General features: G+C 58.5%; 28 protein-coding genes. 19 read left to right on the top strand and 9 right to left on the bottom strand.

Going from position 1 to position 26,528, the window contains the following annotated elements; all coding sequences use genetic code 11:
* A partial coding sequence (locus SA339_11150) for an AMP-binding protein (protein ID MDW5563773.1) occupies positions 1-1,417 on the bottom strand: 1,417 nt, incomplete at its 3' end.
* A 296-nt stretch (positions 1,418-1,713) separates the two neighbouring features.
* Between SA339_11150 and SA339_11155 the strand changes: the two genes are divergently transcribed.
* On the top strand, positions 1,714-2,958 hold the full coding sequence (locus SA339_11155) for a 3-isopropylmalate dehydratase large subunit (GenBank protein ID MDW5563774.1): 1,245 nt from the start codon (positions 1,714-1,716) through the stop codon (positions 2,956-2,958).
* A gap of 1 nt (position 2,959) precedes the next feature.
* Complete coding sequence (locus SA339_11160; GenBank protein ID MDW5563775.1) at positions 2,960-3,463, top strand: 3-isopropylmalate dehydratase small subunit; 504 nt, start codon at positions 2,960-2,962, stop codon at positions 3,461-3,463.
* Positions 3,464-3,490: 27 nt separating this feature from the next.
* Here SA339_11160 and SA339_11165 read toward each other — a convergent pair whose 3' ends face one another.
* Positions 3,491-4,720, bottom strand: a complete 1,230-nt coding sequence (locus SA339_11165; protein MDW5563776.1) for a multidrug effflux MFS transporter — start codon at positions 4,718-4,720, stop codon at positions 3,491-3,493.
* 345 nt (positions 4,721-5,065) lie between these two features.
* Here SA339_11165 and SA339_11170 point away from each other — a divergent pair, with 345 nt between their 5' ends.
* The 4 genes from SA339_11170 to SA339_11185 all read left to right on the top strand — a co-directional run bounded on the left by SA339_11170 (position 5,066) and on the right by SA339_11185 (position 7,846).
* Positions 5,066-5,239, top strand: a complete 174-nt coding sequence (locus SA339_11170) for a DNA-directed RNA polymerase subunit K (GenBank protein ID MDW5563777.1) — start codon at positions 5,066-5,068, stop codon at positions 5,237-5,239.
* Positions 5,240-5,248: 9 nt separating this feature from the next.
* Positions 5,249-5,860 (top strand): 30S ribosomal protein S2, encoded by a 612-nt coding sequence (rpsB, locus tag SA339_11175; GenBank protein ID MDW5563778.1) that lies wholly within the window; start codon positions 5,249-5,251, stop codon positions 5,858-5,860.
* A gap of 122 nt (positions 5,861-5,982) precedes the next feature.
* The gene (locus tag SA339_11180; GenBank protein ID MDW5563779.1) at positions 5,983-6,798 is read left to right on the top strand and encodes an MEMO1 family protein; all 816 of its coding nucleotides are present in this window, start codon (positions 5,983-5,985) and stop codon (positions 6,796-6,798) included.
* 163 nt (positions 6,799-6,961) lie between these two features.
* On the top strand, positions 6,962-7,846 hold the full coding sequence (locus tag SA339_11185; protein ID MDW5563780.1) for a zinc ribbon domain-containing protein: 885 nt from the start codon (positions 6,962-6,964) through the stop codon (positions 7,844-7,846).
* A 21-nt stretch (positions 7,847-7,867) separates the two neighbouring features.
* On the opposite strand, the gene SA339_11190 is transcribed toward SA339_11185, so the two are convergent.
* The 3 genes from SA339_11190 to SA339_11200 form a co-directional block, all read right to left on the bottom strand.
* On the bottom strand, positions 7,868-8,755 hold the full coding sequence (locus SA339_11190; protein ID MDW5563781.1) for a glycerol dehydrogenase: 888 nt from the start codon (positions 8,753-8,755) through the stop codon (positions 7,868-7,870).
* On the bottom strand, positions 8,755-10,098 hold the full coding sequence (locus SA339_11195) for a hypothetical protein (GenBank protein MDW5563782.1): 1,344 nt from the start codon (positions 10,096-10,098) through the stop codon (positions 8,755-8,757). The genes SA339_11190 and SA339_11195 overlap by 1 nt, the downstream gene beginning before the upstream one ends.
* A gap of 183 nt (positions 10,099-10,281) precedes the next feature.
* A complete protein-coding gene (locus SA339_11200) occupies positions 10,282-10,896 on the bottom strand; it encodes a hypothetical protein (GenBank protein ID MDW5563783.1) in 615 nt (204 codons plus the stop codon).
* Positions 10,897-11,060: 164 nt separating this feature from the next.
* On the opposite strand from SA339_11200, the gene SA339_11205 reads away from it, so the two are divergent.
* The 4 genes from SA339_11205 to SA339_11220 all read left to right on the top strand — a co-directional run bounded on the left by SA339_11205 (position 11,061) and on the right by SA339_11220 (position 13,930).
* A complete protein-coding gene (locus tag SA339_11205; GenBank protein MDW5563784.1) occupies positions 11,061-11,549 on the top strand; it encodes a hypothetical protein in 489 nt (162 codons plus the stop codon).
* Between the two features lie 79 nt (positions 11,550-11,628).
* A complete protein-coding gene (locus SA339_11210; protein MDW5563785.1) occupies positions 11,629-12,138 on the top strand; it encodes a hypothetical protein in 510 nt (169 codons plus the stop codon).
* 104 nt (positions 12,139-12,242) lie between these two features.
* Complete coding sequence (locus tag SA339_11215; protein ID MDW5563786.1) at positions 12,243-13,316, top strand: formate--phosphoribosylaminoimidazolecarboxamide ligase; 1,074 nt, start codon at positions 12,243-12,245, stop codon at positions 13,314-13,316.
* A complete protein-coding gene (locus tag SA339_11220) occupies positions 13,313-13,930 on the top strand; it encodes a hypothetical protein (protein MDW5563787.1) in 618 nt (205 codons plus the stop codon). Before SA339_11215 ends, SA339_11220 begins: the two co-directional genes overlap by 4 nt.
* Before the next feature lie 19 nt (positions 13,931-13,949).
* On the opposite strand, the gene pdxS is transcribed toward SA339_11220, so the two are convergent.
* Positions 13,950-14,858, bottom strand: a complete 909-nt coding sequence (gene pdxS / locus SA339_11225) for a pyridoxal 5'-phosphate synthase lyase subunit PdxS (GenBank protein MDW5563788.1) — start codon at positions 14,856-14,858, stop codon at positions 13,950-13,952.
* Positions 14,859-15,291: 433 nt separating this feature from the next.
* Here pdxS and SA339_11230 point away from each other — a divergent pair, with 433 nt between their 5' ends.
* Complete coding sequence (locus SA339_11230) at positions 15,292-16,446, top strand: pyridoxal phosphate-dependent aminotransferase (GenBank protein MDW5563789.1); 1,155 nt, start codon at positions 15,292-15,294, stop codon at positions 16,444-16,446.
* A gap of 23 nt (positions 16,447-16,469) precedes the next feature.
* On the opposite strand, the gene SA339_11235 is transcribed toward SA339_11230, so the two are convergent.
* The gene (locus SA339_11235; protein MDW5563790.1) at positions 16,470-16,649 is read right to left on the bottom strand and encodes a methytransferase partner Trm112; all 180 of its coding nucleotides are present in this window, start codon (positions 16,647-16,649) and stop codon (positions 16,470-16,472) included.
* Positions 16,650-16,798: 149 nt separating this feature from the next.
* On the opposite strand from SA339_11235, the gene SA339_11240 reads away from it, so the two are divergent.
* Entirely contained in the window at positions 16,799-17,857 is a 1,059-nt protein-coding gene (locus tag SA339_11240) for a GntG family PLP-dependent aldolase (protein MDW5563791.1), read from the top strand.
* Between the two features lie 38 nt (positions 17,858-17,895).
* Here the strand turns inward: SA339_11240 and SA339_11245 are convergent, their stop codons facing one another.
* Entirely contained in the window at positions 17,896-18,192 is a 297-nt protein-coding gene (locus tag SA339_11245) for a hypothetical protein (protein ID MDW5563792.1), read from the bottom strand.
* A gap of 219 nt (positions 18,193-18,411) precedes the next feature.
* On the opposite strand from SA339_11245, the gene SA339_11250 reads away from it, so the two are divergent.
* The 7 genes from SA339_11250 to serA all read left to right on the top strand — a co-directional run bounded on the left by SA339_11250 (position 18,412) and on the right by serA (position 26,126).
* Positions 18,412-19,683: a phenylacetate--CoA ligase gene (locus tag SA339_11250; GenBank protein MDW5563793.1), complete on the top strand. Its 1,272-nt coding sequence runs from the start codon at positions 18,412-18,414 to the stop codon at positions 19,681-19,683.
* Entirely contained in the window at positions 19,683-20,114 is a 432-nt protein-coding gene (locus SA339_11255; protein MDW5563794.1) for an acetolactate synthase, read from the top strand. The genes SA339_11250 and SA339_11255 overlap by 1 nt, the downstream gene beginning before the upstream one ends.
* 262 nt (positions 20,115-20,376) lie before the next feature.
* Complete coding sequence (locus SA339_11260) at positions 20,377-21,981, top strand: sodium:solute symporter family protein (protein MDW5563795.1); 1,605 nt, start codon at positions 20,377-20,379, stop codon at positions 21,979-21,981.
* Positions 21,982-22,438: 457 nt separating this feature from the next.
* Positions 22,439-22,780: a hypothetical protein gene (locus tag SA339_11265; protein MDW5563796.1), complete on the top strand. Its 342-nt coding sequence runs from the start codon at positions 22,439-22,441 to the stop codon at positions 22,778-22,780.
* 46 nt (positions 22,781-22,826) lie between these two features.
* Entirely contained in the window at positions 22,827-23,201 is a 375-nt protein-coding gene (locus SA339_11270) for a hypothetical protein (protein ID MDW5563797.1), read from the top strand.
* A 247-nt stretch (positions 23,202-23,448) separates the two neighbouring features.
* Positions 23,449-24,519, top strand: coding sequence for an alanine--glyoxylate aminotransferase family protein (locus SA339_11275; protein MDW5563798.1), 1,071 nt, complete (start codon positions 23,449-23,451; stop codon positions 24,517-24,519).
* A complete protein-coding gene (gene serA, locus SA339_11280) occupies positions 24,516-26,126 on the top strand; it encodes a phosphoglycerate dehydrogenase (GenBank protein ID MDW5563799.1) in 1,611 nt (536 codons plus the stop codon). Before SA339_11275 ends, serA begins: the two co-directional genes overlap by 4 nt.
* 6 nt (positions 26,127-26,132) lie before the next feature.
* On the opposite strand, the gene SA339_11285 is transcribed toward serA, so the two are convergent.
* Positions 26,133-26,426, bottom strand: a complete 294-nt coding sequence (locus SA339_11285) for an MTH1187 family thiamine-binding protein (GenBank protein ID MDW5563800.1) — start codon at positions 26,424-26,426, stop codon at positions 26,133-26,135.
* Positions 26,427-26,528: the final 102 nt, after the last annotated feature.

The following is a 26,528-nucleotide window of genomic DNA, read 5'->3' on the forward strand; positions in this document are numbered from 1 at the left end:
CGACCTCGAACGGTCCGAGCCGCTCGCCGGAGGTCTTGATGACGTCGTCAGCTCGGCCCAGGAACCAGAAGTAGCCGTCCTCGTCCTTGTACGCCTGGTCCCCGGCGATGTACCAGCCGGGGACGCGGAAGTACTCCTTGAACTTGGGAGTGTTCCTCCAGATGCCCAGCATCATCGACGGCCAGCCCGGCCGCAGAGCGAGGAAACCCTCCTTCTTGGGCGGGACCTCCACTCCGTTCTCGTCCACCACCGAGGCGATGACTCCTGGGATGGGCCTGCCCATGGACCCGGGTTTGATAGTCATGCATGGATAATTGCAAATGAGCTGGGCACCGGTCTCGGTCTGCCACCAAGTATCATGGATGCGGCGGTCCAGGACCCTCATTCCCCACCGCACGACCTCGGCGTTGAGGGGCTCTCCGACCGAGCAGATGTGGCGAAGCTTGGAAAAGTCGAACTCCTTCACTGCATCGTCCCCGGCCTTCATCAGCATCCTGAGGGCCGTCGGAGCCGTATACCAGACGGTGATCCCGTACCTCTGAAGGAGGGAGTACCAGATCCGGGCGTCGAAGCGGCCTTCATATGAGATCAGAGTGGCCCCCAGGTACCAAGGGCCGAAGATGCCGTAGGAGGTTCCGGTGACCCACCCGGGGTCGGCGGTGCACCAATAGGTATCCTCCTCCCTGAGGTCGAGGACATTCTTGGAGGTGAACCATTGCTGTATCATCGCTTTATGTCCCAGCAGCACGCCCTTCGGTTTCCCGGTCGAGCCCGAGGTGTAGTGGATGATATAGGGTTCGGTGGGCGCCATGTTCACCGTCTGGTAGTTGGGATCACCCGATGCCATGACCTCGTCGAAGCTCACCGTTCGCTCGCCGAGGTCCGAATTGTCACCGACGATGATGAACTTCTGAACGTCGACCAGGTCGTCCATGATCGGCTCCAGCCGCTTGTACAGATAGGGAGAGGTAACGATGAACTTGGCACTGCAGTCGAGGGCCCGGTCCTTCACCGCGTCTGGTCCCAGCGCAGAGAACAGGGGGCCGGCGATGCCCCCCATCTTGGGGATGGCGATCATGGCCATGTAAAGCTCCGAGGTCCGGTCCAGGAACACGAAGATGCGGTCGCCCTTGACCGCCCCGAGCTTCTCCAGTCCGGACGCCAGCCGGTTGGTCATCTCTGCCATCTCGCCGAAGGTATACTTGCGGACCTCGTTGTTGGCGGTGATCGAGTACAGTGCGATCTTGTTCTTCCTCCAGTTCTGGGCGTGCCGGTCGATTGCTTCCCGGGCCACGTTGTAGACCCCGCCTTTGTGCCAGTCGAATTCCTTGTCGACCGAGGACCAGGTGAACTCCTTCAGGGCGGTCTCATAGTCCTGGAGATTTCCCTTGTGCTTGGATGGTATGAATTCCTCCATGCCAAATTCTCCCAAATCTATCACGGATAAGGAAATATGAATCGATATAAATCTTTACCGAAAGTCAGTTTCGACAATCGCAGATGATTTACGATATTTAGCCCGAAAAAAACGACAAACGCGGATTCCAATCCACTTTTTCGGAGCATATCAGCGCGGGTGTGAAATATACGAGGCGTCTATACTGCGAGAAAGGACCTCTACCGTTATCGGGCTAGAATAAGTGGTCCACACTTCCTGGTAGGGAATGCGATAGTGATTTATCCGGCCACGATGTGCGCTCGAACATGCCTCCCATGACCTTTGCGCAAAAGGTCCTATCCCGCGCCAGCGGAGAGAACGCATGCACAGGGGACATCGTCAATGCCAAGGTCGACCTGGCCATGTCCCACGAGAACTCCGCGCTGGTCCTTCGCTCGTTCCGCGAGATCGGGGCCCGGCGGATCTGGGATCCCCGCAAGGTAGTGCTCCTCTTCGATCACCGCATACCCGCCAATACCATCAAGACGGCCGAGGGCCACAAGGAGGTGCGGACCTTCGCTCGGACCGAACAGCTCCCCAACTTCTACGATCTGGGCGAGGGCATCTGTCATCAGGTGCTGCCGGAGAAAGGCCACGTCGTGCCGGAGATGCTCGTTGTGGGGACTGACTCGCACACCACCACCTACGGGGCGTTAGGGGCGTTCGCTACCGGCATCGGAGCCACCGAGATGGCCGCGGTCTGGGCGACGGGGGAGATCTGGATGAGAGTGCCAGAGACCATGCGCATACACCTGCGGGGGAAGTTGCCGCCCCATGTGTGGTCCAAGGATGTCATCCTGCATATCATCGGCTCCCTGGGCTCCGACGGGGCGGACTACAAGTGCGTGGAGTTCGTCGGTGACGCGGTCTCCAGGATGAGCATCGCCTCGCGCATGGTCATGAGCAACATGAGCATCGAGATGGGGGCTAAGGTCGGGATCTGCTACCCTGACCGCAAGACCCAGGACTGGCTCGCCCCGCGGACCGATCGCCGGTGGGTGTTGGATCCCTCGTACCAGGCCGCAGCGGCGGACGAAGAACTGGAGATGGACGTGGAGGAACTGGAACCCCAGGTGGCATGCCCCCATACCGTTGACAACGTCGTACCGGTGACCAAGGTGGAGGGACTGAAGATCGATCAGGCAGTGCTCGGCTCCTGCACCAACGGTCGACTGGAGGATCTGGCCGCGGCGGAGGGGGTGCTCCGTGGAAACAAAGTGTCCAAGGATGTGCGGTTCATTGTGGTGCCCGCTTCCAGGGAGGTGTACATCGAAGCGGCGGAGAAAGGCATCCTTACCTCTCTGGCAAGGTCCGGGGCGGTGATCCTCAACCCCGGTTGCGGTCCCTGTCTGGGCGGGCACCAAGGGCTCCTTGCCGCTGGAGAGAGATGCATCTCCACCACCAACCGCAACTTCCGGGGGCGCATGGGCTCGCCCGACGCAGAGGTCTACCTAGCGTCACCGGAAACGGTGGCCGTAAGCGCGCTCAAGGGTGCCATCGCCGACCCCAGGAGGCCTTGATATGATCCGCGGCAGGGTATGGAAGTATGGGGACCACATCAATACCGACCTCATCATTCCCGGGAGGTACCTCGACAACTACGACCTCAAGCATCTCGCCTCCCACGCCATGGAGGATGTGGACGTCCACTTCGCCAGTGAAGTGCACCCCGGGGACATAATTATCGCCGGCCGCAACTTCGGTTGCGGGTCATCGCGTGAGCAGGCCCCCCTGGCACTGAAAGCGGCAGGAGTGGCCGCGGTCGTGGTGGGCAGCGCGGCGCGGATATTCTATCGCAACGCCATCAACGTCGGCCTCCCGATCGTCATCTGCCCGGAAGCGGGGCGCATGTTCGAGCCGGGGGACACCGCGGAGATCGATCTGGCAGGGGGCACGCTGCGCAATACTCGGACGGGTGAGGGCGCGAGGTTCAGTCCGCCCCCGGCGTTCCTTCTCCGTATCCTCGAGGATGGTGGGCTGGTCCCCCACCTCAGGAACAGAATGGAAGCCGGCCCCCGGCAGTGAGGGCGGCAAAGCCTGCAGGGAACGCCGCTACCTCGCCCCCGCGGGCACCCTCTGCTCTGTCCCGCTCAGGATGAGCCACATGGTGAGGCATGCTGCCCCTACCATCGCGTTGACTGCGCCCAGCACGAAAACCAGATCGGGCCAGTCAAGCGATACGATGGACATCCCCAGACTGCCCATGAGGACGCCGGTGCAGGCGATGAGCGAGGAAGCAGACCCCGCATCCCCCCTCTGCTGCTCCAGGATCAGGTTGGTGCCCGGAGCTCGGGTGAGGCTGCCGCAGAAGGTGGCGGGGAGCAGGGACAGGGCGAAGGTTAGTGGGGATATGCCGCCCAGGATGCACACCAGCGTCCCCGATGCGGTGATGGTCAGGAAGCACAGGCCGATGACTGGCCCCATATCGAACCGCCGGGATAGGAAAATGTAAGCAACGGGAGCGGTCACCAAGCCCATGGCGTTGAGGGCGAAGTGGTAGCTGTACTCCTGCTCGGTCAGACCGAAACCGTTGACGTAGATGTAGGATGACGCGGCCACGAAGGACAGGGAAGCCATACTGACCAGGGAGAACATGATCAGCAGGTAGGTGAAGCGGCGGTTCCTTAGCACCACGCCGAGGCGTCCTAGGGCGCCGAAGATCGAGCCTGTGTAACGCTCATCCAGTGTTTCCACCAGGGCTAGGGTGCCGAGCAATGCGGTCGTCCCAATCCCCGCCAGCACCAGGAAGATACCCTGCCAGGTGGTGAACTGTAGGAGGAGGGCGCCGATCACCGGGGCTACTGCCGGCGCGATGAGCACCATGGACTGGACGATCGCCAGCACCACGAGGCGCTTTCGGCCGTCGAAGACGTCCTTGATGGTGGCGGTGGCCACCGCAGTGACGCCCCCGCCCCCGATGGCCTGAAAGGTCCGGAAAACGATAAGCGCAAGGATGCTGCCCGAGAGCGCACACATCAAACTTGCCAGGATGTAGACGGTCAGACCGGCCATGAGCACCGGCCTGCGCCCGTACTTGTCGCTCAGTGGACCCCACACCAGGGTCGCCAAGCCATAGGTGATGAAGAACGCGATCAGCGTGAGGTTCATCTCCCCCTCTGTGACCTGGTACTGGACCATCATGCTCGGCAGCGCCGGAAGGTAAAGGTCGGTGGATAGGGGGACGAACGCGCTCAGCAGCCCGAGGAGTGCGATAAGCCCTTTCTCGCCGAGGATCCTCTGCCGACCGGCCGTGGGCGAGGCCGTGGCCCTGTTGAATAGCATCTTATCGTTTCCTGCCCGCCTTAACCTCCAAAGGATAGGACGGACGTCACTGACGGGAGAGCGTGCTCGTACAAATCGTTATCCGCCAAAGGGTGGGCGCAGTGCCAATAATATCCTCGTCACCCCGGGCCGGGCGTCCCTCCTGGTGATACAAGCGTTTAAGATGACCTTGTGTAATCGGCTATCCACCAAAACATTTGGTCACACCCTGAGAATGGGCATAGGTGATGTAAAAAAGAATGGAATGAGAAGCATGGCAATCAACTATCTGGACGTCGATCGGACGCTTTGCAAAAGATTTATAAGTGGACTGTTAATATCAGGCCACTCCCGCGTGGTGCTATTATGAAATACACTAGATTTGAGAAGGCGCGTATCATCGGTGCCCGGTCGTTACAGGTATCATTGGGTGCGCCGGTTCTTATCGATATACCCGAGGGAATGATCGACCCGGTGGAGATTGCCAGGCTCGAGTACGATAGGGGCGTGCTCCCTATCACGGTAAAAAGAGACATGTGAGGTTTTTAGATGAGCGAAGAGGTCAAGACCGAGCTTCTGGTGCCCGAAGATGTTTACCTAACCTCGGGCGTCCACATAGGTACCCAGCAGAAAAGCGCCGACATGAAGAAGTTCATCTTCAAGGTCAGGTCGGACGGATTATACGTAATGGATGTAAAGCAGACCGACGCCCGCATCCGGGCGGTGGCCAAATTCCTGGCCCGGATTCAGCCGGACCGGATTCTCATTTCCTCGGCTAGGCAATACGGCCAGAAGCCGGCCAAGGTCTTCGCCAAGACCATCGGGGCCAAGGTCTTCGCCGGACGGTTCGTCCCCGGCACCATGACCAACCCCATGCTTCCCGAGTACATTGAACCCGAGGTGCTCCTCGTTACCGACCCTGCTGCTGACCAGCAGGCCGTCGCCGAAGCCATGAACATCGGGATTCCCATCGTCGCCCTTTGCGATGCCAACAATGAGACCAGGAACGTCGACCTGGTTATCCCCACCAACAACAAGGGGCGGCGGGCTCTCGCTTGCGTCTATTGGCTGCTGACGAGAGAGATTCTCAAGGAGAAGGGCCTCATCAAGTCCTACGATGAGTTCAAGCTCACCATGGACGACTTTGAGGCTTCCCTCTAAACCCCTTAACCGTTCTTTACGGATGGCCGTTACCAACCCTTTGGCCTGCCGCTCCCCGGCGGCTTTTCATTTTCCCATTTCCGCGGTAATTAGATATAACCACTGGTGCCCTTTAAGGCATGATGGCCATGAGGCAGCCCGCTGTCGCAGGTAAGTTCTATCCCCGCACCGAGAAGCAGGTAAGGGAGGAGATTGACCACCTCTACGATGCTTATATCGGGAAGAGGCCATCGCTCAACAGCAGCGGGCCGCGGGACATCGTGGGCCTGGTGGTGCCCCATGCCGGCTACATCTATTCCGGCCCGGTGGCCGCCCACGCCTACGCTGCCCTGGCCGAGGATGGGTTTCCCGAAACATTCATCGTTATCGGTCCTAACCACAGCGGCCTCGGCTCTCCGGTGGCGATGACCACTGAGGACTTCGATACCCCCCTCGGTCGGGTCCGCATCGACCAGGAGATCGTCGGTCGGATGGGAAGGCTCATCGCCGACGATCCCACAGCCCATCGCTACGAGCATTCCATTGAGGTCCAGCTGCCGTTCATCCAGTACCTTCGCGAGGACATCACCTTCGTCCCCATCGCCATGGCCGCCCAGGACTATGAGACCGCGGCGGAGGTGGGCCACGAGATCAAGAAGGCCTGTCAGGGACGCGATGTCGTGATCGTTGCCTCCACCGACTTCTCCCACTACGTCCCGGCTGCGGTGGCCGCGAGGCAGGACCGTGCAGTAATTGACCGGATCCTTGCCCTCGATGCCGAGGGAGTGTACGACACCGTCGTCCGCAAGAGCGTCTCCATGTGCGGGTACGGGCCGGTAATGGCCATGCTCCTGGCGTCGGGAGGTAGACGCGCCGAGCTGCTGAAGTACGGTAACTCCGGCGATGTATCGCCGATGGAGGACGTGGTCGGCTATGCGTCCATCAAGGTGTCCCGCTGATCGCCACCCTCGTCCAGGAGATCCCGGGCAGATGGCCCGTTCCAACCCCCCACCCCGGTGGTCGGGAAAGGCAGGGAGGAAATCGCGCGTGGGAACGCTCTCGCATTGCTTTATACCGGGAATCATCTCTACTCCATGATAGAAAGAAGCGTGAGGCGAACACTTGAGCGATGAATCGGTCCTTTGCCCACAGTGCGGGTCGACGGTCAAGCCTGGTTCCGGATACTGTACCGCTTGCGGCAAGAGCCTGTCAGGAGGGCCTCCGACCCCGCCCCCCTCATCGCCCTTCGCTGGCTGGGGCTCCTCGGCCAAGGCCAGGGAAGCGCTCCTGATGACCATGGGGCGCAGGCAGCAGACCGATATCAAGATCTCCGAGTACTGGATCCTCCTCCCGGTGGTGGCGGTGGTGGCCAGCTACGTGCTGGGGCTCATAAGCTTCATATACTATGATATGTGGGCAGGCCTGACCGTCACCATCGTAGGCACGATCGTCGCCGTCATCCTCATCGCATTCCTCATCTTTCGACTGCTCAAGAGACGCAACGAGCACATGGCCAGGGAATCCGCGCTGCGTCGAGAGATCATGGATTTCTTCCGCTTCCGGGGGGAGGAAAAAGGGATCGGCCACCTCACCGACCCGTACGTCCAGGCGATGCAGGCCTTCGACCATGGCTCCCTAATGCACGAGGAGCCGCAGAGCGCGCTGCTGTGGACAATCCTCTGCCTCATCCCCGGCATCAACATCGTGGCCATCGTGCTGACTTTGTTCTGGCTCACCGATTTCGCCCCAGGACATGACCGCCGCTTCTACGGCTTCGTACAGAACGTCAACTTTGCCGCGTCCCAGATCGGCATGGGTCCGCTGATGCCCAGCGCATGGAAGAGCATCAGCGAGCGCAGCTATGTCCTCTACCTGATAGTCTCTGTCCTCCTTCCAGTGTTCGCTATCTGGTGGTTCTATGTGCTGATTAAGGACCTCAACGACCACTTCGATAATGAATGGCAGTTCGAGGACATGCTGATGGCCGAGCTCAAGAAGGTGGAATAAAAAAGGAAAAGGGGATGGCGCTCAGATGCGCTTCATCTTCCCGATGGTCGGTTCATAGATCAGGCCTTTGTCCAGCAGGGAGTTGTTGATCTCTTCCAGCTCGGCCTCGCCTATGCCAGACTTGGCCGCCTCTCGGATGAGATCGGCCAGCGGCGCGCCCTTCTTGTTGGTGTCCAGGCGATCGATCAACTTGAGGACCAGCTCTTCCTTGTCCCCATCATCGCCCTCGTCCTCGATCTCCTCGGGGCCGGCAGAGGGCATGTCCGCTGGTATGGGCAGCTGGCCGGAGCGCTCCGGAAGGAGCTGCTCCAGAGCCTCCAGGACCATTCCCCGGTAGCGGTTTAGCTCAACATCCTTGTAATGAGGTAGAGCGCGGACCACGCCCTCGGCCAACGCCGGGCTGTACCCTAGCTTGACGAGTTCATCCGCGGTAGGGGACTCCATCTGCATTGCCTCTTCCATGCAGTCGATCCGCTTGAGGGTGGACCTAGCCGCCTCTAGCACCCAGTTGTCCTTGATGTCATCATCAACCTGGATGATCTTCTCCGGGCGGATGGAGACAAAGATCTTACCCTCTTCGGGAGAGTAGGTCCTGGTCTTTCCGACCACCGCCACATAGGCAGGGGGCTGAAGCTTGGACAGCATGAGGGTAGCTTCCGGATTATACTTCCCGGCGAAGAGGTAGTACTTGTTCATGCCGTCGGAGAGCAAGGCCCGCCAGTACGGTTCGCCCTCGGTGCCGAGGTTTTGCAGGTCGGTGAGCAGCCCAACGATAAACACGCGATTCACCATCGCCCCCAGAGGAGTCACGACGTACGAGGGGGCTTTCTCCCCCTCGCCCTTGATCTCCAGCGTCGAGGCGTTGTATTCCGAAGCGAAGACCCTCCAAGCGACCTCCCTGGTCTTCATCAGATCACCTCGATCTTCCTAAGGAGCGCTTCCGCCTCGGTCCTCACATCCAGCACCACGAACTTGGCCTCGGTGACGTTCATCGACAGCCCGTAGTCGTCAGATATGACGTTGCCCCGGACCTCGATAGGCTTGGCCAGCAACTGTTCCTCGAAGCGGTGGCCCACCGCATCGGGATCCATGGTTTCCCTTGCTTCGTTCAGCGCGTCCTTGAGGGTGATGCCGGTCAGGGTTTCGGTGACCTCCTTCTTCATGACCGCGGTGATGGCCGCGGAACCGTCGTCCACCACCACCTTGATGCGGAGGTCAGGGACCTGCTGCACCTTGCCATGGACCTGGCACACGCCCTTCTGCACCACTCGGTTGCACTCCGGGCATCGGAAGATCAGCCCGGTGCCCTTCTTGATGTCCACGATGGTCCCAGTGACGATGACGTCGGAGGCCCCACCGGTCTTCTCGAGGTCGTCGATGCTCTTCCTCACTGCCTGTGACAGCTCGTCCACGGTGGGCAGCTTGACCTTGGGCCTGGTGACCTGTCCTCTCTCCCCGAAGCTTAGGCGTGGAATCCCCTTCCAACCCTTAACGTAGGCATTGGTCACGGTGATGACTTCGTTCTCCTTCAGACCGAAGTCATGCCAGGCCGTGAACTCAACCTTGCCGGTTTCATCGGCGATGACTCCGGTGAACATGGCCTTCTTGCCTGAGGGGGTCTCCACCTCTTTGGCCCTGAGTGTGAGGACACGTCCAGTGATGGTAATGTTGTTCATATTTTCTCTCAGATCGGACACCTTGGCTACGATGGGGGCGGAGTATCCGCCTCCGACCTGGGGGACCACCACGTTATCAGGCACCTTCACCTCGTCCTGTGGACGTAGCTCGACCACCACTCGGTTGCCTAGGTGGACCTCAGGCTGTCCGCTCCACTCCTTGGTATAGGCGTACCGGATGAGATAGTTCTCCCCGGCTTTCAGGTCCGCCTTGGACACGTCCCACACCGTGAATTTGACGGTGCCGCCGTTCTCGTCCGCCAGTATCCCGGACTGGATAGTCTTGGGGGTACCCCCTACCGACACCTCACGGGTGTTGGAGGACATGACCCTTACGAGGAGGTCCACGCTTTGCTCGCTCAGACCGAGCTGGGAGAGTAGCTTCCTTTCGCCCTTGGTCAGGGCATTGGGGTCGCCGCCGTACTTGCGAACGATGTGGCGCTTGGATGCCTCCAGGGACATCCTGTAGACATTCAGGTAGTTGTCAAGGTCTTTCTCGATATCCTGCTCCTTGACCTTTCCTTCCAGCACCCTGGCGATCTCTTTGACATGGGGTGCGATCTCTTCCTTGTTCATCATTTCCATTCCTCACTTGATGAAGTCAGGGCTAACCTATGTCCCTACCTATTAAATGCATTGTTAGCGGGTGAGTGAAAGTGGTGCCCTTACATGCTATACCCAGTAGGGTCAGGGGCGTTGCTAGGGGGGCGAAAGTGGCAATATAAAACGGAAAGTAAGGGGTTTGTGGGAAAATGGCGCTCACTCGGTGAAGGTCTCTCCCTTCTCGAAATTGTCCTTCAGCGCGTTGATGAGGACCTCGCGGTTGTGGCGGAGGTGGCTCTCGAACCAGGCCTTGACCACGATGGCCATCTTGTCGTGTATCTCTACGAGGGATACGTCGGAGAGGGCCGCGTCGTACAGAACGAACTGCCCGAATACTCTCTTCCATCCCGCGTACTTGTAGTAATGCTCGCCCTCGCAGTACTCAAAGATCATGCGCAAGCGGACGACACCATTATCATTGTAGTACCATACCTTGAGAGAATCGCCCATGCGCCCCTGCTCCTGGGTGCGGTCGATGAGCTGAATGTTGCGTATGTCCTCGGGGTGAAAATCATTCTTGAAGTCCCAGTTCTCAAGGGTGTCGTCCTGCTGAGCGTACACACTTCTCTGGGGTTCCATCGATAGGAAGATCTTCTGTTTGTCAAACCGTTCCTTGATCTGGTCGAAATCGGAGATTAGCGTCTTGTTCAAAGCGCCCATCTGGGTTTGCAGCTCCGAAGCATCCTTCTTGATGTCTTGGGTTTGCTTTTCCAGCTCGGCATCCAACTGCTTTATCCAGTCGTCTTTGTCACTGCTTGCCTTCGGCGCCATTTTATCCCTTCCGAGTGTAATCTACAAACTGATTTAAATATATTGCTCACTGAGAAAAAAGTCTGGATACTACCGAAATCAGAGGCAAAGTGATTTTAAGTAGCTCACTTCTCCTCTGCCGGATGGACGTTTTAGCGGCCCTGTCATCTTTCCTTGATGATCTGATGCACCTGCTTGAGGTCAGTTCCAACGATCCCCTCTCTTTCAGTGTCATCTTCTTTGTCTACACCATCTTAGCAGCCGTTTTCCTGCCCATTCCGGTGGAGGTAGGGCTGTTCTTTAGTCCAGCTACCCCAGTCTGGATAAAGATCGTGCTGATGGGCTTGGGCAAGATGTTCGGCTCGATACTGGTCTTTTCAATTGGATTGAAGGTGGGGGACGGCGTGAGGGCCTGGTCCTCCAAATGGAATTGGTTCACGTCATTGGTCCGGGGCTGTGAATGGATGGTGAGGAAGTTCCATTATCTCGGCTTGTATCTGATCCTCAGCATTCCCCTGATGACCGATACTGTCCCACTGTACATCTTCTCGGTGTTCAATGAGCAGCAAGTGCTAGGACTCAGGTGGTTCGCGCTCACCAGCCTGCTTGCCGGGATTAGCAGGGGGCTGATCGTGTTCATCGCTTTCGAGGCGATGGGCATACGGCTGGTATAGGATCCCCGCCCTGGCGGTTACTTCTTCCATCGAGTCTCAATGGCGCAGAGTTAAGTTCCCGGTCCCCATATCGTCGATTGTGGGCGTTATCGAAGACCTGGTATTCTTCCTCGAGGGGCTGTCCCAAGACCCATTTATCTACAGCATCGTCTTCTTCCTTTATGCGGTCGCCGCCACGGTCTTCCTCCCCATTCCGGTGGAGGTAGGCCTCTTCTTCAGCCCCGAGACCCCGGTCGTGGTTAAGGCCCTGGTGTTGGGGGCCGGCAAGGCCGTAGGTTCGATAATCGTGTTCACCCTGGGTGATAAGATCAGCGGCGGCACTTTCAGGCTGTTCTCCAAGTGGAGGGTCCTCCGGGCGTTCATGAATGGCATGCGGTGGTTCGTGGCCAAGACCCGGTATTTTGGCCTTTACATAATTCTTAGTATTCCCCTGATGGTCGATACCGTACCCATCTACCTCTTCTCGTTGTTCAACCAGAAAGGCCTGATGAACATCCGCTACTTCGCCCTCACCAACTTCTTCGCCGGGGTGACCCGTGCTACCATCGTGTACCTGATCTTCTGGTGGTTGGGTCTGAAGATCGTGTGAGCTGATGGGACGCCACCGTCCCGGGTCGCTATCGATCAGGCCCCCATGAGCACACTGGATGCATCATAGCAAAAGTTTATTACAACGATTCAAAATCTGTCGTTATGGTCCCGAGGAAAAGGATTTTCGAGATCCTCAAGGATTATGATCCCAAGGATATCACCATTGCCACTCTATGTTCCCACACTTCTCTTCAGCTATTCAACGGGGCCAAGAAGGAAGGGTTCAAGACGTTGGGCCTGGCGGTCAACCAGAAGACCAAGTTCTATGACGCCTTCCCCTTGGCTAAACCGGACGAGTTCCTTCGCTTCGACAGCTACGACGACTTCGTGGACCGCGCTGAGGAGTTGAGGGAGCGCAACGTCATCATCATTCCCCATGGTTCGTTTGTTGAGTACATGGGCACCGAGCGGTTCGAGGCCATGGAGGTGCCGACCTTCGGCAACCGGTCGGTCCTCAAGTGGGAGGAGGACAGGGAGACCCAACGCTCCTGGCTGGAGTCCGCTGGCATACAGATGCCGAGGCGGATCGCCGATGCCAAGGACATCAAGGAGCCCGTTCTCGTAAAGTATAATGGGGCCAAGGGCGGTCGGGGCTTCTTCATCGCCAAGGACTACATGGAGTTCAAGATGGGTATCGACCTGAGTCAGGAATCGTACACCATCCAGGAATATGTGCTGGGCACCAGATATTACCTGCACTACTTTTACTCCCCCGTCCACCAGCGGGGCTACCGGGTGGGTGACGGCTCCCTGGAGCTGATGTCCATGGACCGCCGGGACGAGAGCAATATAGACGAACTATACAAGCTCGGCTCCACCGAGGAGCTGAAGAAGCACGGGATGTTCCCCTCGCTGGTGGTCACTGGCAACATCCCCATCGTCATTCGGGAGAGCCTCCTGTCCAAGGTGTTCGAGATGGGCGAGAACGTCATCAAGAGGAGCATCGAGCTGTTCGGGGGATTGATCGGCCCGTTCTGCCTGGAATCGATCGTCACCGACAAGCTGGAGTTCAAGGTTTTCGAGATTTCCTGTCGCATCGTGGCCGGTACCAATCCCTTCATCACCGGGTCCCCGTACTCGGACCTCATTGAACCGGGAATGAGCACTGGACAGCGGATCGCCAGGGAGATCAAGGACGCAAGGGACATGAATAAGCTCGACCTTGTAGTGTCGTGAGGTTAATCGTCCTTCTTGTCGACGCTGAGCTGGAGTCCGCTCCACGGTCCGCGGCCGATGACCGGGTCCCGCTCCTCGACGCCTTCTACCACCGCGAGATCATGGCTTCCCTGCCAGGGGCGTCGCGGCGCGGACGAGGGGATATCGTGCACAATACCTTACTCCTTTGCCAGGGCTCGGCCTTAAATCGGGCGGGGCGGTTGAAGGTGATCGTTCATACCCGGGACGATAAGGTAATCGAGGTCGACGAGGATGCTGATGTTCATCCCAACTACATACGGTTCCTTCAGGACATGGGTGAACTCTTCAAGGGAGAAAAGGTACCTGGGTACCGGCTGTCGGGCAAGGACCTTCGGACCGTGGTCCACGCGATCGAGACGGACCTCGTGGTCGCCCTCTCGCCGAGCGGCGAGGAGGTGTCGCTCAAGGATACCTTTGGAATGGCGGGCGACGGTACGGTGCTGGTATTGATCGGGGCCTTCCCCGAGGGCGACTTCGCCAGCCCGGTTTATGATATTGCTGATGTCATAGTATCGCTCGGTCCAAGACTGATGCGGGTGCCCGAGGTCACATCCAAGGTATTGCACGCGGTGCTAGAGAATGGAAAAGGGTGAATCGAAAAGGTTTGGTGCTTTACCAGCCCCGCTCCTGCAACCTTTGGTCGGCCGGGATGGTGGAGATCTCCACTCCCCTCATGGCCTCACCGAGGTTCTTGGATATGCTGGCGATGACGGCGGGATCGTCATAGTGGGTGACCGCCTCCACGATCGCCTTGGCCCGCTTGGCGGGGTCATTGGATTTGAAGATGCCGGAGCCGACAAAAACCCCGTCCGAACCGAGCTGCATCATCAGAGCAGCATCGGCAGGGGTGGCGATGCCTCCCGCGGCGAAGTTGATCACCGGAAGGCGCTGTAGCTGGGCGACCTCCCTGACCAGAGGGAACGGGGCTTGGATCTCCCTCGCTACCGTCCTAAGCTCCTCCTCATCCTTGCCCTTGAGCTCACGGACCTTACCCATGATGACCCGCTGGTGGCGGACCGCCTCGATTACGTTGCCGGTGCCGGCCTCGCCCTTGGTCCTGATCATCGCCGCACCCTCGTCGATGCGCCTGAGAGCCTCGCCGAGGTCCCGGGCCCCGCAGACGAAGGGGACGGTGAACTTGCTCTTGTCCACATGGTAGAATGGGTCGGCCGGTGTAAGGACCTCTGATTCGTCGATCATATCCACGCCCAAGGACTCCAGGACCTGAGCCTCCACGAAGTGGCCGATCCGGCACTTCGCCATCACCGGGATGGTGACGGAATCAATGATCTTCTCGATCATGGCCGGGTCGGACATTCTCGCAACTCCGCCCTGGGCTCGTATATCCGCGGGTACTCTCTCCAAGGCCATGACCGCGACCGCCCCAGCCTCCTCGGCTATCTTGGCCTGCTCGGCATTGGTGACGTCCATTACGACCCCTCCCTGCTGCATTCTAGCGAACCCTCTCTTGACGAGGTCGGTACCATACCGGAGCTTGGACATGTCCAACTCGAAAGGCATTTTTCTCACCACGCGCTGGTTATCCCTGCATCATATATCAAAATTACTAAACAATTGTTAAGTATTGACACGGTCCAACGATCAGAATTCGAGATACGAATACTTGTAGGGCCTTAGTCAGCCAATTGCATCACTTGTGCACCAACTAATCCTTACGGGCGGGATCCCTTCTTCGAACCCGACGTTCTGTACCTGTGCGGAGGCCAGTTGAGTCGCGCCGTCCACAAGTATCAATGCCGGTCGTTCCGACCGCGATTTCCGCAATTCCTGAAGCGAGCACCTATCCCCTAGCTAGCTTGGGGTCTTGAGCATATAAATGTCTTGAAAGGGTTGAGCGAAAATCCTCCTTCGATCTATGCTTCCAAACTTCGGTAAGCACAAGGGCCTTACTGCTCGCATAAAGTTAAATCAAAGTCTTCTTATCCCTGCTTCGATGCCTGCGAGGCGGCTTAGCAATGTACCTGAATCGGGAACGGTAAAGATCGCCAACATAGTTAGCAAGCTCAAGCAGGAGGGCGTGGACGTGGTGTCCTTCTCCATGGGCGAGCCGGACTTTCCAACCCCCGACAACATCAACCAGGCATGCATCCACTCCATCGAAGCCCATTTTACTCATTATACGCCCTCGGCGGGGATCCCAGAGCTGAGGAAGGCCGTAGCTGAACGGACCCGCCGGGATAACGGGATACCGTGCACCGACGCCAACGTACTTATCACACCCACGAAGCAAGCCATCTTCCTGACGATGCTGGCGATGATCGATGAGGGAGATGAGGTCATCCTTCCCGACATCTCCTGGGGGACATATGAGGCATGCATTCGTCTGGTCGGCGGCATACCTCGCTACGCCAAGCTCGACGCTGACAACGCTTATCGTATGACTCCTGAGAAAGTGGCCGAGCAGATCGGACCCAAGGCCAAGATGATCCTTCTCAACTCTCCGGCCAACCCGACCGGTTCGGTCCTCACCAAGGGCGACGTCGCCGGGATCGCCGACCTGGCCAGGGACCATGACCTGCTGGTGCTGAGCGATGAGGTCTATGAGAAGGTCATCTTCGAGGGTGAGCACCACTCCATCGCCTCTCTGGACGGTATGTTCGATCGCACGATCACCGTCAACGGGGTGTCCAAGACCTATGCCATGACCGGCTGGAGGCTGGGCTGGGCCGTCGCTCCCACCCCTTACATCAAGGCTCTCAACGTCCTGCAGACGCACTCTCTGACCAACGTCACCTCATTCGTGCAGAAGGCCGGGGTGGAGGCCCTCAACGGCCCTCAGGATTCGGTCCGGGACATGGTGGCAGAGTTCCGCGCCCGCAAGGATCTCATCATGTCGCTCATCAGGGAGATACCCTCTCTGCACTGCCCCGAGCCCGCCGGGGCGTTCTACCTGTTCCCTGTCTACGAGCAGAACATAAGCTCCGAAGACATGGCCGCCTACCTGTTGGAGGAAGCGCATGTGGCCGTCACCCCCGGCTCAGCGTTCGGCCCGTCGGGGGAGGGGCACTTCCGCATCTCCTACGCTTGCTCCAGGAAGGACATCGTGGAAGGCATGGGTCGGATTAAGGAAGCCCTGGCCAAGCTCTGAGGCCTAAAAAGCCGGAGTGCCGCTCACTTCCCGGGCGGTATGAGGTCCGGTATGCCCTCGTCTATCGGGAAGCAGGTCCCGCATCGGGGGCAGCACAGCTTGCCCTCGACGATGCCCTCGTCATTCTCGCTCACGACCTCCAGTCCAAGCGGGTGGTGCTTGCAGACCGGACAAGCCAGGATGTCCATGAGCTGTCTCTTCATCAGATCGTACGGTCAAAGCCATGTCCACTATTTGTCAATTGACCAGGCTGTATGATCCTTCGAGGCAAATCATCAACTTACATCAAAACTCTTATTAGCGGGCCGAAGCTCTCGCGTCCCGGCGCCACCTGGCGCCAAGGGGTCATCACTTGAAGGTCATCGATCTGAGGAGCGATACCGTCACCCTCCCCACCAAGGAGATGATGGACGCGATCGCGCGGGCCGAGCTGGGGGACGACGTAACGGGTAACGACCCGACCGTCAATGCTCTCCAGGAGAAAGCAGCTAGGCTTTTTGGCAAGGAATCGTCGCTGCTTGTCAGCAGCGGAACGCAGGGGAATCTGGTTGCGGTGATGGCCTACTGTCAGCCGGGGGATGAAATCCTCCTCGAGTCGGAGGCCCATATGTATTTCTATGAGGCTGGCAACATCTCTGCCATCGCCGGGGCGATCCCTCGGTTCATTAGGGGACACCACGGTACGTTCACCGGGAAGCAGTTGCAGGAGGCGGCCAGGGGCAGTGACATCCACTTCCCGGACTCCCGCCTGGTGGAGATCGAGAATACTCACAACCGGGCTGGGGGCACATGCTGGACACCGGCCCAAGTGTCCGATGTGGCCAGGACCGCCCATGATCTGGGCATGAAGGTGCACATTGACGGCGCCCGGATATTCAATGCCTGCATTGCTCTCGATGTCGACGTCAAGGCCTATGCCAGGCACGTCGATTCCATCCAATTCTGCCTGTCCAAGGGCCTGAGCTGTCCGGTGGGTTCTGTGGTGGTCGGTGACTCAGGCTTCATCGAGACCTGCCGGAAGAAGCGCAAGATGATCGGCGGTGGGATGCGGCAGGCGGGCATAATCGCCGCCCCGGGCATGGTGGCCCTTGATACCATGGTTTCCCGGTTGAAGGAGGATCACGATAACGCCAAGCGGCTGGCGCAGGCGCTGAGCGCTATCGACGGACTGAGGATCGATATGTCCACCGTCCAGACCAACATAGTGTTGATGGACGTCTCCGGAACGGGTAAGAACGATGCGGAGTTCATTGCCGAGGCCGCCAGGAACGGCCTGCTGCTGTCGGACTTCGGCCCGAACCTCGTTCGCTTGGTGACTCACCGGGGTATCGCCACCTCGGACGTCGATAACGCGGTCTCCATCATCGAGGACAAGGTCCTTCGCTGCTCGGGCGGAGTATGTAAGATATAAACGATATGGGAAAGAATTGAGGGCGGGTCACCCCCGCCTCACTTCTTCTGTTTCTTTCCGTTTGCACTCTTCTTCTTGGGGGCAGGCTGTTCCTCCGGTTCCTCCCGCTCCTCCGGTTCCTCGATGACCATGCACTCGCACTCCTCATCGTCGCACTCCTCCGGCTCCAGGAAGTCGATGAGGAACCGGTTCATCTCCGCGAGGATGATCTGGGCCTTCTTGATGTCGCCCTCGTCGAGAAGCTCCAGGACGGTTTCCAGGTCCTCCTGCATCGCACCCAGGTCGTCATCGAGGTCATCCAGCATGGCGTAAAGGTAATCGAGCTTGTCTACCATAGATATGAGATAATGAGGTCATGGCAATGAATGTTCCGTAAGACCTTTACGGTCCGGCAGAAAACGCTATTAATGCTACTTGCTATCACCCCTCACTCCCTGCCGGGCGAAGCCCGGTGGTAATCATGGTCGAATCTTTAGGGCGGTGAGACCTCGACCCTGCCTTTCGCCGCCCCAAGGTGAGATCCAATGGCTTGCTGGGAACCCCGAATTGAGAACATGAAGCCGGACGAGCTTAAGGCGCTCCAGTACCGGTACTTGAAGACATTGATCTACAGATTATACTCGTTCTCCACCTTCTATCACGCTAGGATGAGGGAGGCCCATGTCCATCCGGACGACATTAGCAGTCTGGATGATATCCGCAAACTGCCGTTCATGTCCAAGAGGGACCTTCGTGACGGGTACCCTGATAAGTGCTTCGCCGTGCCCAAGAAGGAGATCGTCAGATACCACGCGTCGTCCGGGACCACCGGCAAGCCGACCATCGTGGGTTATACCCAGCATGACATCGACAACTGGACCACCTCCCTGGCCAGGTCGCTGACCTCTATCGGGCTGGGTAGCGACGATGTGATTCAGGTAAGCAATACCTACGGGCTCTTTACCGGGGGCATTGGCTTCCACTATGCGGCGGAGATGATAGGCGCAGCGGTCGTGCCCGCCTCTACCGGCAACACCGAGCGGCAGATCGAACTCATCCAAGACCTTGGCGTAACGGCCATGGCCGCCACTCCCTCGTACCTACTGCACCTCGGCGAGGTCGCGGAGAGGATGGGAGTATCGATAAAGAACGACACCAAGCTACGGGTCGGACTCCTGGGCGCAGAGCCCTGGTCGGTGAAGATGAGGGACCGGATAGAGGATTGGCTAGGAGTCAAGGGCTACAACTGCTATGGGACCTCGGAGCTCTCCGGTCCGATGTTCAGCGAGTGCTCGGAGCGGGATGGAATCCATCTGTGGGGCGACTACGCCTACCTCGAGATACTGGACCCCGAGACCCATGAACCGGTGGCCCCGGGAGAGAAGGGGGAGATGGTCCTCACCATGCTGCAGAAGGAAGCCCTCCCCATAGTCCGATTCCGCATCGGGGATGTGACCTCGATCGATCCCGAGCCCTGCCCCTGTGGAAGGACCCACCCAAGGATCAAGCGCATCTTCGGCCGGGTCGACGACATGCTCATCGTCAGGGGCATCAATGTCTTCCCGTCCCAGGTCCAACACACCCTGATGTCCATTCCCGAACTGGGAGATCACTTCCAGATCGTGGTCGAACGCAAAGGGGCGCTGGACACTATGCTGGTGAGGGTCGAGCTGAAGCGGGAGGCCTTCACCGATAACATCGTCCAGCTGATGGCCCTGCGAGAGAAGATATCCAACCGGCTGAAGAACTCTCTCAACGTCGGTGCGACGGTCGAGCTGGTGGAACCGGGGACCCTGCCCCGTTACGAAGGCAAATCCAAGTTTGTAGTGGATAAGAGGGAAATCTGATGTACCCCATCTATCACGTCAAGCAGCTCTCCATCTTCTCGGAGAACCGCCCGGGGCGGTTGGCCGCAGTGGCCAAGGCCATGAAGGAAGAGGACGTCAACATCTTTGCCTTCTCCATCGCGGAGGGCGCGGGCTATGGGGTCATCAGGGCCCTGGTGGACAAGCCCGAGAAGGCGCTGGATAAGCTATCCTCGATCGGCTTCACCGTCCGCTTCACCGATGTGCTCGCCGTGGAGATGGAGGACCGACCTGGAGGCCTATACGACGTCATAGAGGTTCTAGGGAGGGCAGGGATCAACATCGAGTATTCGTACGCCTACTCCGGCCGTAAGTGTGCCGTCCTCATTCTGAGAGTGGAGGATATCGACTCGGCCATCAAGCAATTGCTGAGCGTGGGGGCAAGGCTTCTCGAGGTATCCCAGTTCACCTGACCGCTTTGCTTGATAAATGCTAGCGTGAACCTGTCTAGCACGGCACACTTGAAATACTAGAAAGCCAATTCTTCGCGGCTTTCGGAGTGCGACCGCTAACACGGTCAATATCTCAGTCGTTGGGAGAGGAGGGAATAGCTCATGTTCGGAATAGATGATCCCTGGATATTGCTGGGCTACGGTTTGGCCATAGGCTTTACGGTGGTCTGCGTAGCGTACGGATGGTGGAAACGAAACGAGAAGGAAGAGGGGGAGGATTGAAATGGTGGACACCACCACTTTCTGGGCCTTTACCATACTCTATGTGGCGATGACCCTGTTCCTCGGGTACCTCGGTTACCGGAGGACCAAAGCCTCCGAGGACTTTATGCTCGCCGGCCGGCACATCCATCCCTGGATCATCGGCTTATCCTACGGTGCCACCTTCATCTCCACGTCCGCCATCGTCGGGTTCGGCGGGACAGCTGCCCTCTATGGCATGGGCCTCATATGGCTGGCCATGCTCAATATCTCCGTGGGCGTGCTGCTGGCATTTGTGGTGTTCGGCAAGCGGACCCGCAAGCTGGGGATCAAGCTCAAGGCGGTAACCTTCCCAGACCTGCTGGGGAAGCGTTTCAACTCGCCATTCATGCAGTATGCCTCTGCGGTCCTCATCCTCATCGCCATGCCGCTGTACGCAGCGGCGGTCTTGATTGGCGGGTCCAGGTTCGTGGAGACGACCCTGGGGGTGAACTTCAACCTTGCGCTCATTGCCTTTGCCGCTATCACTGCCATCTACGTCACCTTGGGCGGCCTGAAGGCAGTCATGTACACTGACGCCATGCAAGGCATCATTATGATCGTGGGCATGACTGTGCTTCTGCTCCTCACCTTCAGCCTGCTCGGCGGGGTGACGACTTCCTTCACCAACCTTAGCAACCTTTCGACCGCGATCCCACCCTCCCTCACCAGCAAGGGACTGACCAGTTGGACGGCTTTCCCGACCTTCGGCTCGGAGATATGGCTGATGATGGTCACCACTATCATCATGGGGGTTGGTATCGGCGTTCTGGCCCAGCCGCAGCTGGTGGTCAGGTTCATGACCGCCAAGGACAGCAAGGCCCTCAACCAGGCAATCCCGATAGGTGCGCTGTTCATCCTCCTGACAACCGGAGTTGCGTATACAGTGGGGCCGCTCACCAACGTCTACTTCAACCAGACCGTGGGCAAGATAGCCATCGACGCAGCCGGGGGGAACGTCGACAACATCATGCCGCTGTTCATCAGCTCGGCAATGCCTGATCTGTTCGTAGTCATCTTCATGCTGGTACTGCTAGCGGCGGCGATGTCGACCCTCAGCGCCATCTTCCACACCATGGGCACCACCGCGGGATTCGATCTATGGTCGCACGTCAAGCGCGCGAGGAAGATCGATGGTCATGCCAAGCCTTCTCTGAACGCCAACAAGGCCGGTACCTTCGTCATGATCGTGGTCAGCGTCGTTCTGGCCTTCTACATGCCGACCAGCATAATTGCCCGGGCCACTGCCATGTTCATGGGTCTGTGCGCCTGCGCCTTCCTGCCGGCCTTCGTGCATGGGCTGTTCAGCAAGAGCCCTTCCGCGCTGGCGGCCAAGCTGTCCCTAGGTCTGGGGGGGATTACCTGGTTCTTCTGGACTTTCTTCGTCCATATCAAGGAGTCCTCGATCCTCGGCATCTGTAACTTCCTCTTCGGCCAGAACGCCATTCTGGGGATGCCCTGGCAGGTCGTCGACCCTCTGGTCATCGCCCTCCCAGTCTCCATCATCGCCCTGGTGGCGGGGATATTGTACGATAGGATGTCCTCCAAGGACGAGGTGAAGACCAACGGCCGCGCAGGAGCGGACTGAGGGGTAAGGCCTCAGGTCCCTCCTTTTCAAACCCTTCCGAGGCGCCGGGCACCGATCCGGCGCCTTAATCTATGCCAGGTCGACGACCTTTTTATTTATGACCTGACGGCGGCTTAGTGCAATCAGGCGTGATATTCCACCTCACAAGTATTATTATCATTGAACTGATGTTCAATCCTCAACCCGGCAAGGGGGTTGGTGACATGCTCGCACTTCAATCCTCCAGATTGACTCCATACCCCTTTCGGGCCTTTTTAACGCCTTGAGAGATGAGCGGCCTGAACATCAGGGGACCGAGGACGGCGAGGAAAGTGATCGATCGGGTCCATCGAGCCCATCGTCCTGCTGTCGGCGCAACATCTCACTGCATTTCGACCGCAGTCGCATGTTCTTGATGAGAATGACATCAATGCGGGGGCGAAGAAAGGATAAATAAAGCCCGCTCCAAGATATGGCCGTGAGCGAGCAATACGTCATCGCGTTCAAGCTCAGGGAAGAATCCTACGGGGGCTCGGCGGAGGAAGCCATGTATATGCTGAGCGACCAGATAATCCCATCCCTGGAGATGCTGGAGGAATGGGAGAGGGATCACAAGGTAATGGGAGGATTCTTCGAAGGCCAGCGCTCGGGCACCCTTGTTCTCGAAGCGGAGGACAACATGGAGCTGGATCGAATGCTCGCCTCCCTGCCCATGATGGGCGTGTACGATGTGGACATCGCCCCGGTGCAAAGGATCGGATCCGCCCTTGACCGAGACCGCCGTATCGTCCGGGAGACAAGGGTCGCGGCAGGTCTATGATGATAAGGCATATCACATCGCAATGCATGGAAGGGGCGGTGGAACGATGGAATACCTGGTTCTGATGAAGCTACGTGACGACGGCGTGGGCGAGACCGAGAAGGAGAACAAGGAGATAGTCGAGAGCAAGATCATCCCCAGCATCAAGATGCTGATCGATATGGAGGGGGACGGAATGCTCAGCGGCGGCTTCTTCGGCGGTCAGCGGTCAGCGGCCTTCATCATGAGTGTGGAGGATGAGGAGACCCTTGATGATACCATAGCGACTCTGCCCTTCGCCGACATCTTCGATGTGGAGATGGTACAGCTCGAGCCCCTTAAAGAGGCGCTGGAGAGGGATGTAAAGCTCCTCAAGCCTGCGCCAGCCAGGAGCAAGCAGGCAGGCAACACGAGCAAGTCCCGATCCAAGAGGTCCAAGTAAACTTTCCAGTGGTGGGAGGATAGTAAGATATATATTCGACTCTCCGTGATACCGGTCGACATCATGCCACGGGACGTCATGCCCAGAAGGATGGATTTTCCGTATCTGGTAAAGCCAGGGGCAGGGCGCATGCTGGCCATGATGACCGCCGCCGGCGGATATGGGTCGGGAAGTGGATGCGGAGGACGGCTTCAGACGTCCCCATCTCTCTTCTGCAGCGCCTGAACCGCTCGGAGGCTTTTGGGGGATGTCTGTGAATCATACTCTCTTCACCGTAGGTCCCGTCGAGGTCCGCAAGGAGGTCCTCGAGGCCATGACCAAGCCGATGATAACCCATCGTAGCAAGGCTTATGAACAGCTCCAGGAGGGCATCGTGGAGAAGCTCCACAAAGCCCTCGATACGGACATGAATATCCTGATGTCTCCGTCCTCAGCCTCTGGGCTCTTGGAGGGCTGCGTCAGGAGCGGTGTCAAAAGCAAGATGGTGGGGATATCCAACGGTTCCTTTGGCGACCGCTGGCAGGGCATTGGCACGGAGAACGGCAAAGAGGTCCGCAAAGTCAACGCGGCCTGGGGCAAAGCGGTCAGGCCATCCGACCTGGATGGGGCTATCGATGATGCCACTGAAGCGGTGACCCTGGTATCTAACGAGAGCAGCACCGGCGTGCTCAACCCCGTGGCCGATATCGTCAGGGGTGCCCGCGAGAAGCATGACCCGCTGGTCTTCGTCGACGGTGTCACCGCGGTGTTCGGGACCGACCTGCACGTCAAGGAGCTGGACCTGGACGCGCTGGTGTTCGGCACACAGAAGGCCCTGGCTCTTCCGCCCGGGCTGGCCATCATGTGCTGTTCCGATCGGTTGCTGGAGAAGGCCAAGACGGTCCCCAACCGGGGCTATTATTTTGATCTGATCCAGATGAAGAAGATGGCCGACAAGAACTACTCCCTCACCACTCCCCCGGTGTCGCTGATGTATGCCCTCGATTTCCAGCTCGAACGCATGCTGAAGGAAGGCATGGCTTCACGGTACCAACGCCATCAGGAGATGGCCGAGCTGGTCAGGGCGTGGGCGCGGGCCCACCATGGGCTGTTCGCCGAGCCCGACCATCTATCGGACACCATCACCGTCATAAACCGCGGCGATATTGACTTTAGCAAGCTCAATAAGGGTCTCAAGGAGCGCGGGTACGAAATCTCCAACGGCTACGGGGACATCAAGGAGACGACTTTCAGGATCGGCCACATGGGCGACCTGACCCCGGGGGAGGTGTGCGGCCTGCTGAAGAACATGGACGAGGTCCTGGAGGCGATAAGATGATCAAACTGCTGGTAACTGACGAACTCTCGGCCGAGGGCCTGGAGATGCTGAGGAAGGGCGGAAAGGTCCAGGTGGACGTGCGTCCCAACCTGCCTCATGAGGAACTGATTAAAATCATCGGCGACTATGACGCGCTCATCATCCGGTCCGGGACCAAAGTGACCGCCGATGTGATCGAGGCGGGTAAGAACCTGAAGGTCGTGGGCCGCGCTGGGGTGGGAGTGGACAACGTCGATGTCAAGGCCGCCACCCGCAAGGGGATCCTGGTCATGAACACGCCGTCCGCGAACATTATGTCCGCGGCCGAGCACACCATGGCTATGATGATGGCCCTGGCCCGCAACATAGTATGGGCCGACGCGTCCCTGAAGAAGGGCGAATGGAAACGCTCCAAGTTCACCGGCTTCGAACTGAACGGCAAGACGTTGGGCATAGTAGGCATCGGCCGGGTCGGGGGCGAGGTAGCCAAGAGGGCCAAGTCCTTCCAGATGAAGCTCGTCGGTTACGATCCCTACATTCCACCCGAGGTGGCGGTGAAGCTCGGCGTCCGCCTGATGCCGCTGGAGCAGGTGATCGAGGAGGCCGATGTCATCACCATCCACGCGGCGTTGACCCCCAGCACCCACCACTTGATCTCCAAGGAACTGATCGCCAAGATGAAGCCCAACACGGTCATCCTGAACGTAGCCAGGGGTGAGCTGATCGACGAGGAGGCCCTGTACGAGGCGCTCAAGGACAAGAAGATTGCCGGTGCCGCACTGGATGTCTTCACCAAGGAACCTCCAACTGGCTCGAAGTTGCTGACCCTGGACAACATCGTGGTGACTCCACATCTCGGCGCCTCGACCAAAGAGGCGCAGGAGAAAGTGTCAGTGGAGATGGCCGAGCATGTCAAGATGTTCCTTATCGACAAGCGCATCTCCAACGCCGTCAACGCCCCCGTGCGGGGAATGGACCCCAAGGTTATCCCCTTCATCTCCGTCGCCGAGCGCCTGGGCGCCTTCGCCGTCCAGCTCACCGACGCCCCCGTGGCCAAAGTGACGGTCACAGTACACGGCGATCTGGCCACGGTCGACACAAAGATGCTGACGGTCTCCGCGCTCATGGGAGTCTTATCCAATCTCTCCGGCGAGCAGCCGAACATCATCAACGCTGAGATCATCGCCAAGGAGAAAGGGATCCAAATAGTGGAATCGAAGGTCGAGGAATCGGAGCGTTACGTCAACATGATCTCTGTCGCCCTGCAGTCCAACGGGGTCAAGAGGGAAGTTCGGGGCACAGCGTTCCCCGGCTCCGAGCCCAGGCTCCTGGGCATCGATGATTATGACCTCGATATGCCCCTGGAGGGTGACTTCTTGTTGTCCGTCCACGCCGACGTCCCGGGGATCATCGGACGGATCGGGACCATGCTGGGCAGCAAAGGCATCAACATCGCCCGCATGGGTCTGGGAAGGGACCAGAAAGGCGGTCGGGCCCTTATGCTGGTATCCGTCGATAATCCAGTCAGCGAGGCCGTGGTCAAGGAGATGGCCGAGGTCAAGGGCTTTGCGGAGGTACGCGCTGTTGAGCTCAGCCGGATCGGTAACCGGGAATATCTCCAGATCTAAACCCTTTCACTCTATTACTTTTTCTTCCACGCTCCGGACCTTTCTTTCGATCTCGTTCACCGCTCCCTGTCGGTCATCGATCCGCACTGTGGTCATGACCCGGCCGGTCATGGACCGGACCTTCTTGTGACATCTCCCGATGACCTCCATGACCTCGTCGTATTCTCCCTCCAGGATGGTGGCCAGAGCGGTAAACTCATATTTCAGGCCGCTCGCTCGGACGATTTTCAGGCACTCCGCCACATACATGCTCACCGACTCCCCGGCCCCGATAGGCACGATACTGAACTCTGCGATCATGTATTTTCCACTACTGATATTGAGGACCATCGGATTTATATAGGGCTCGCTCAAAAAACAATTCAGGTTGAGCACGATGAGGAGCGACATTATTCCAATTGT

The organism is Methanomassiliicoccus sp., assembly GCA_033485155.1.
Lineage (GTDB): Archaea > Thermoplasmatota > Thermoplasmata > Methanomassiliicoccales > Methanomassiliicoccaceae > UBA6.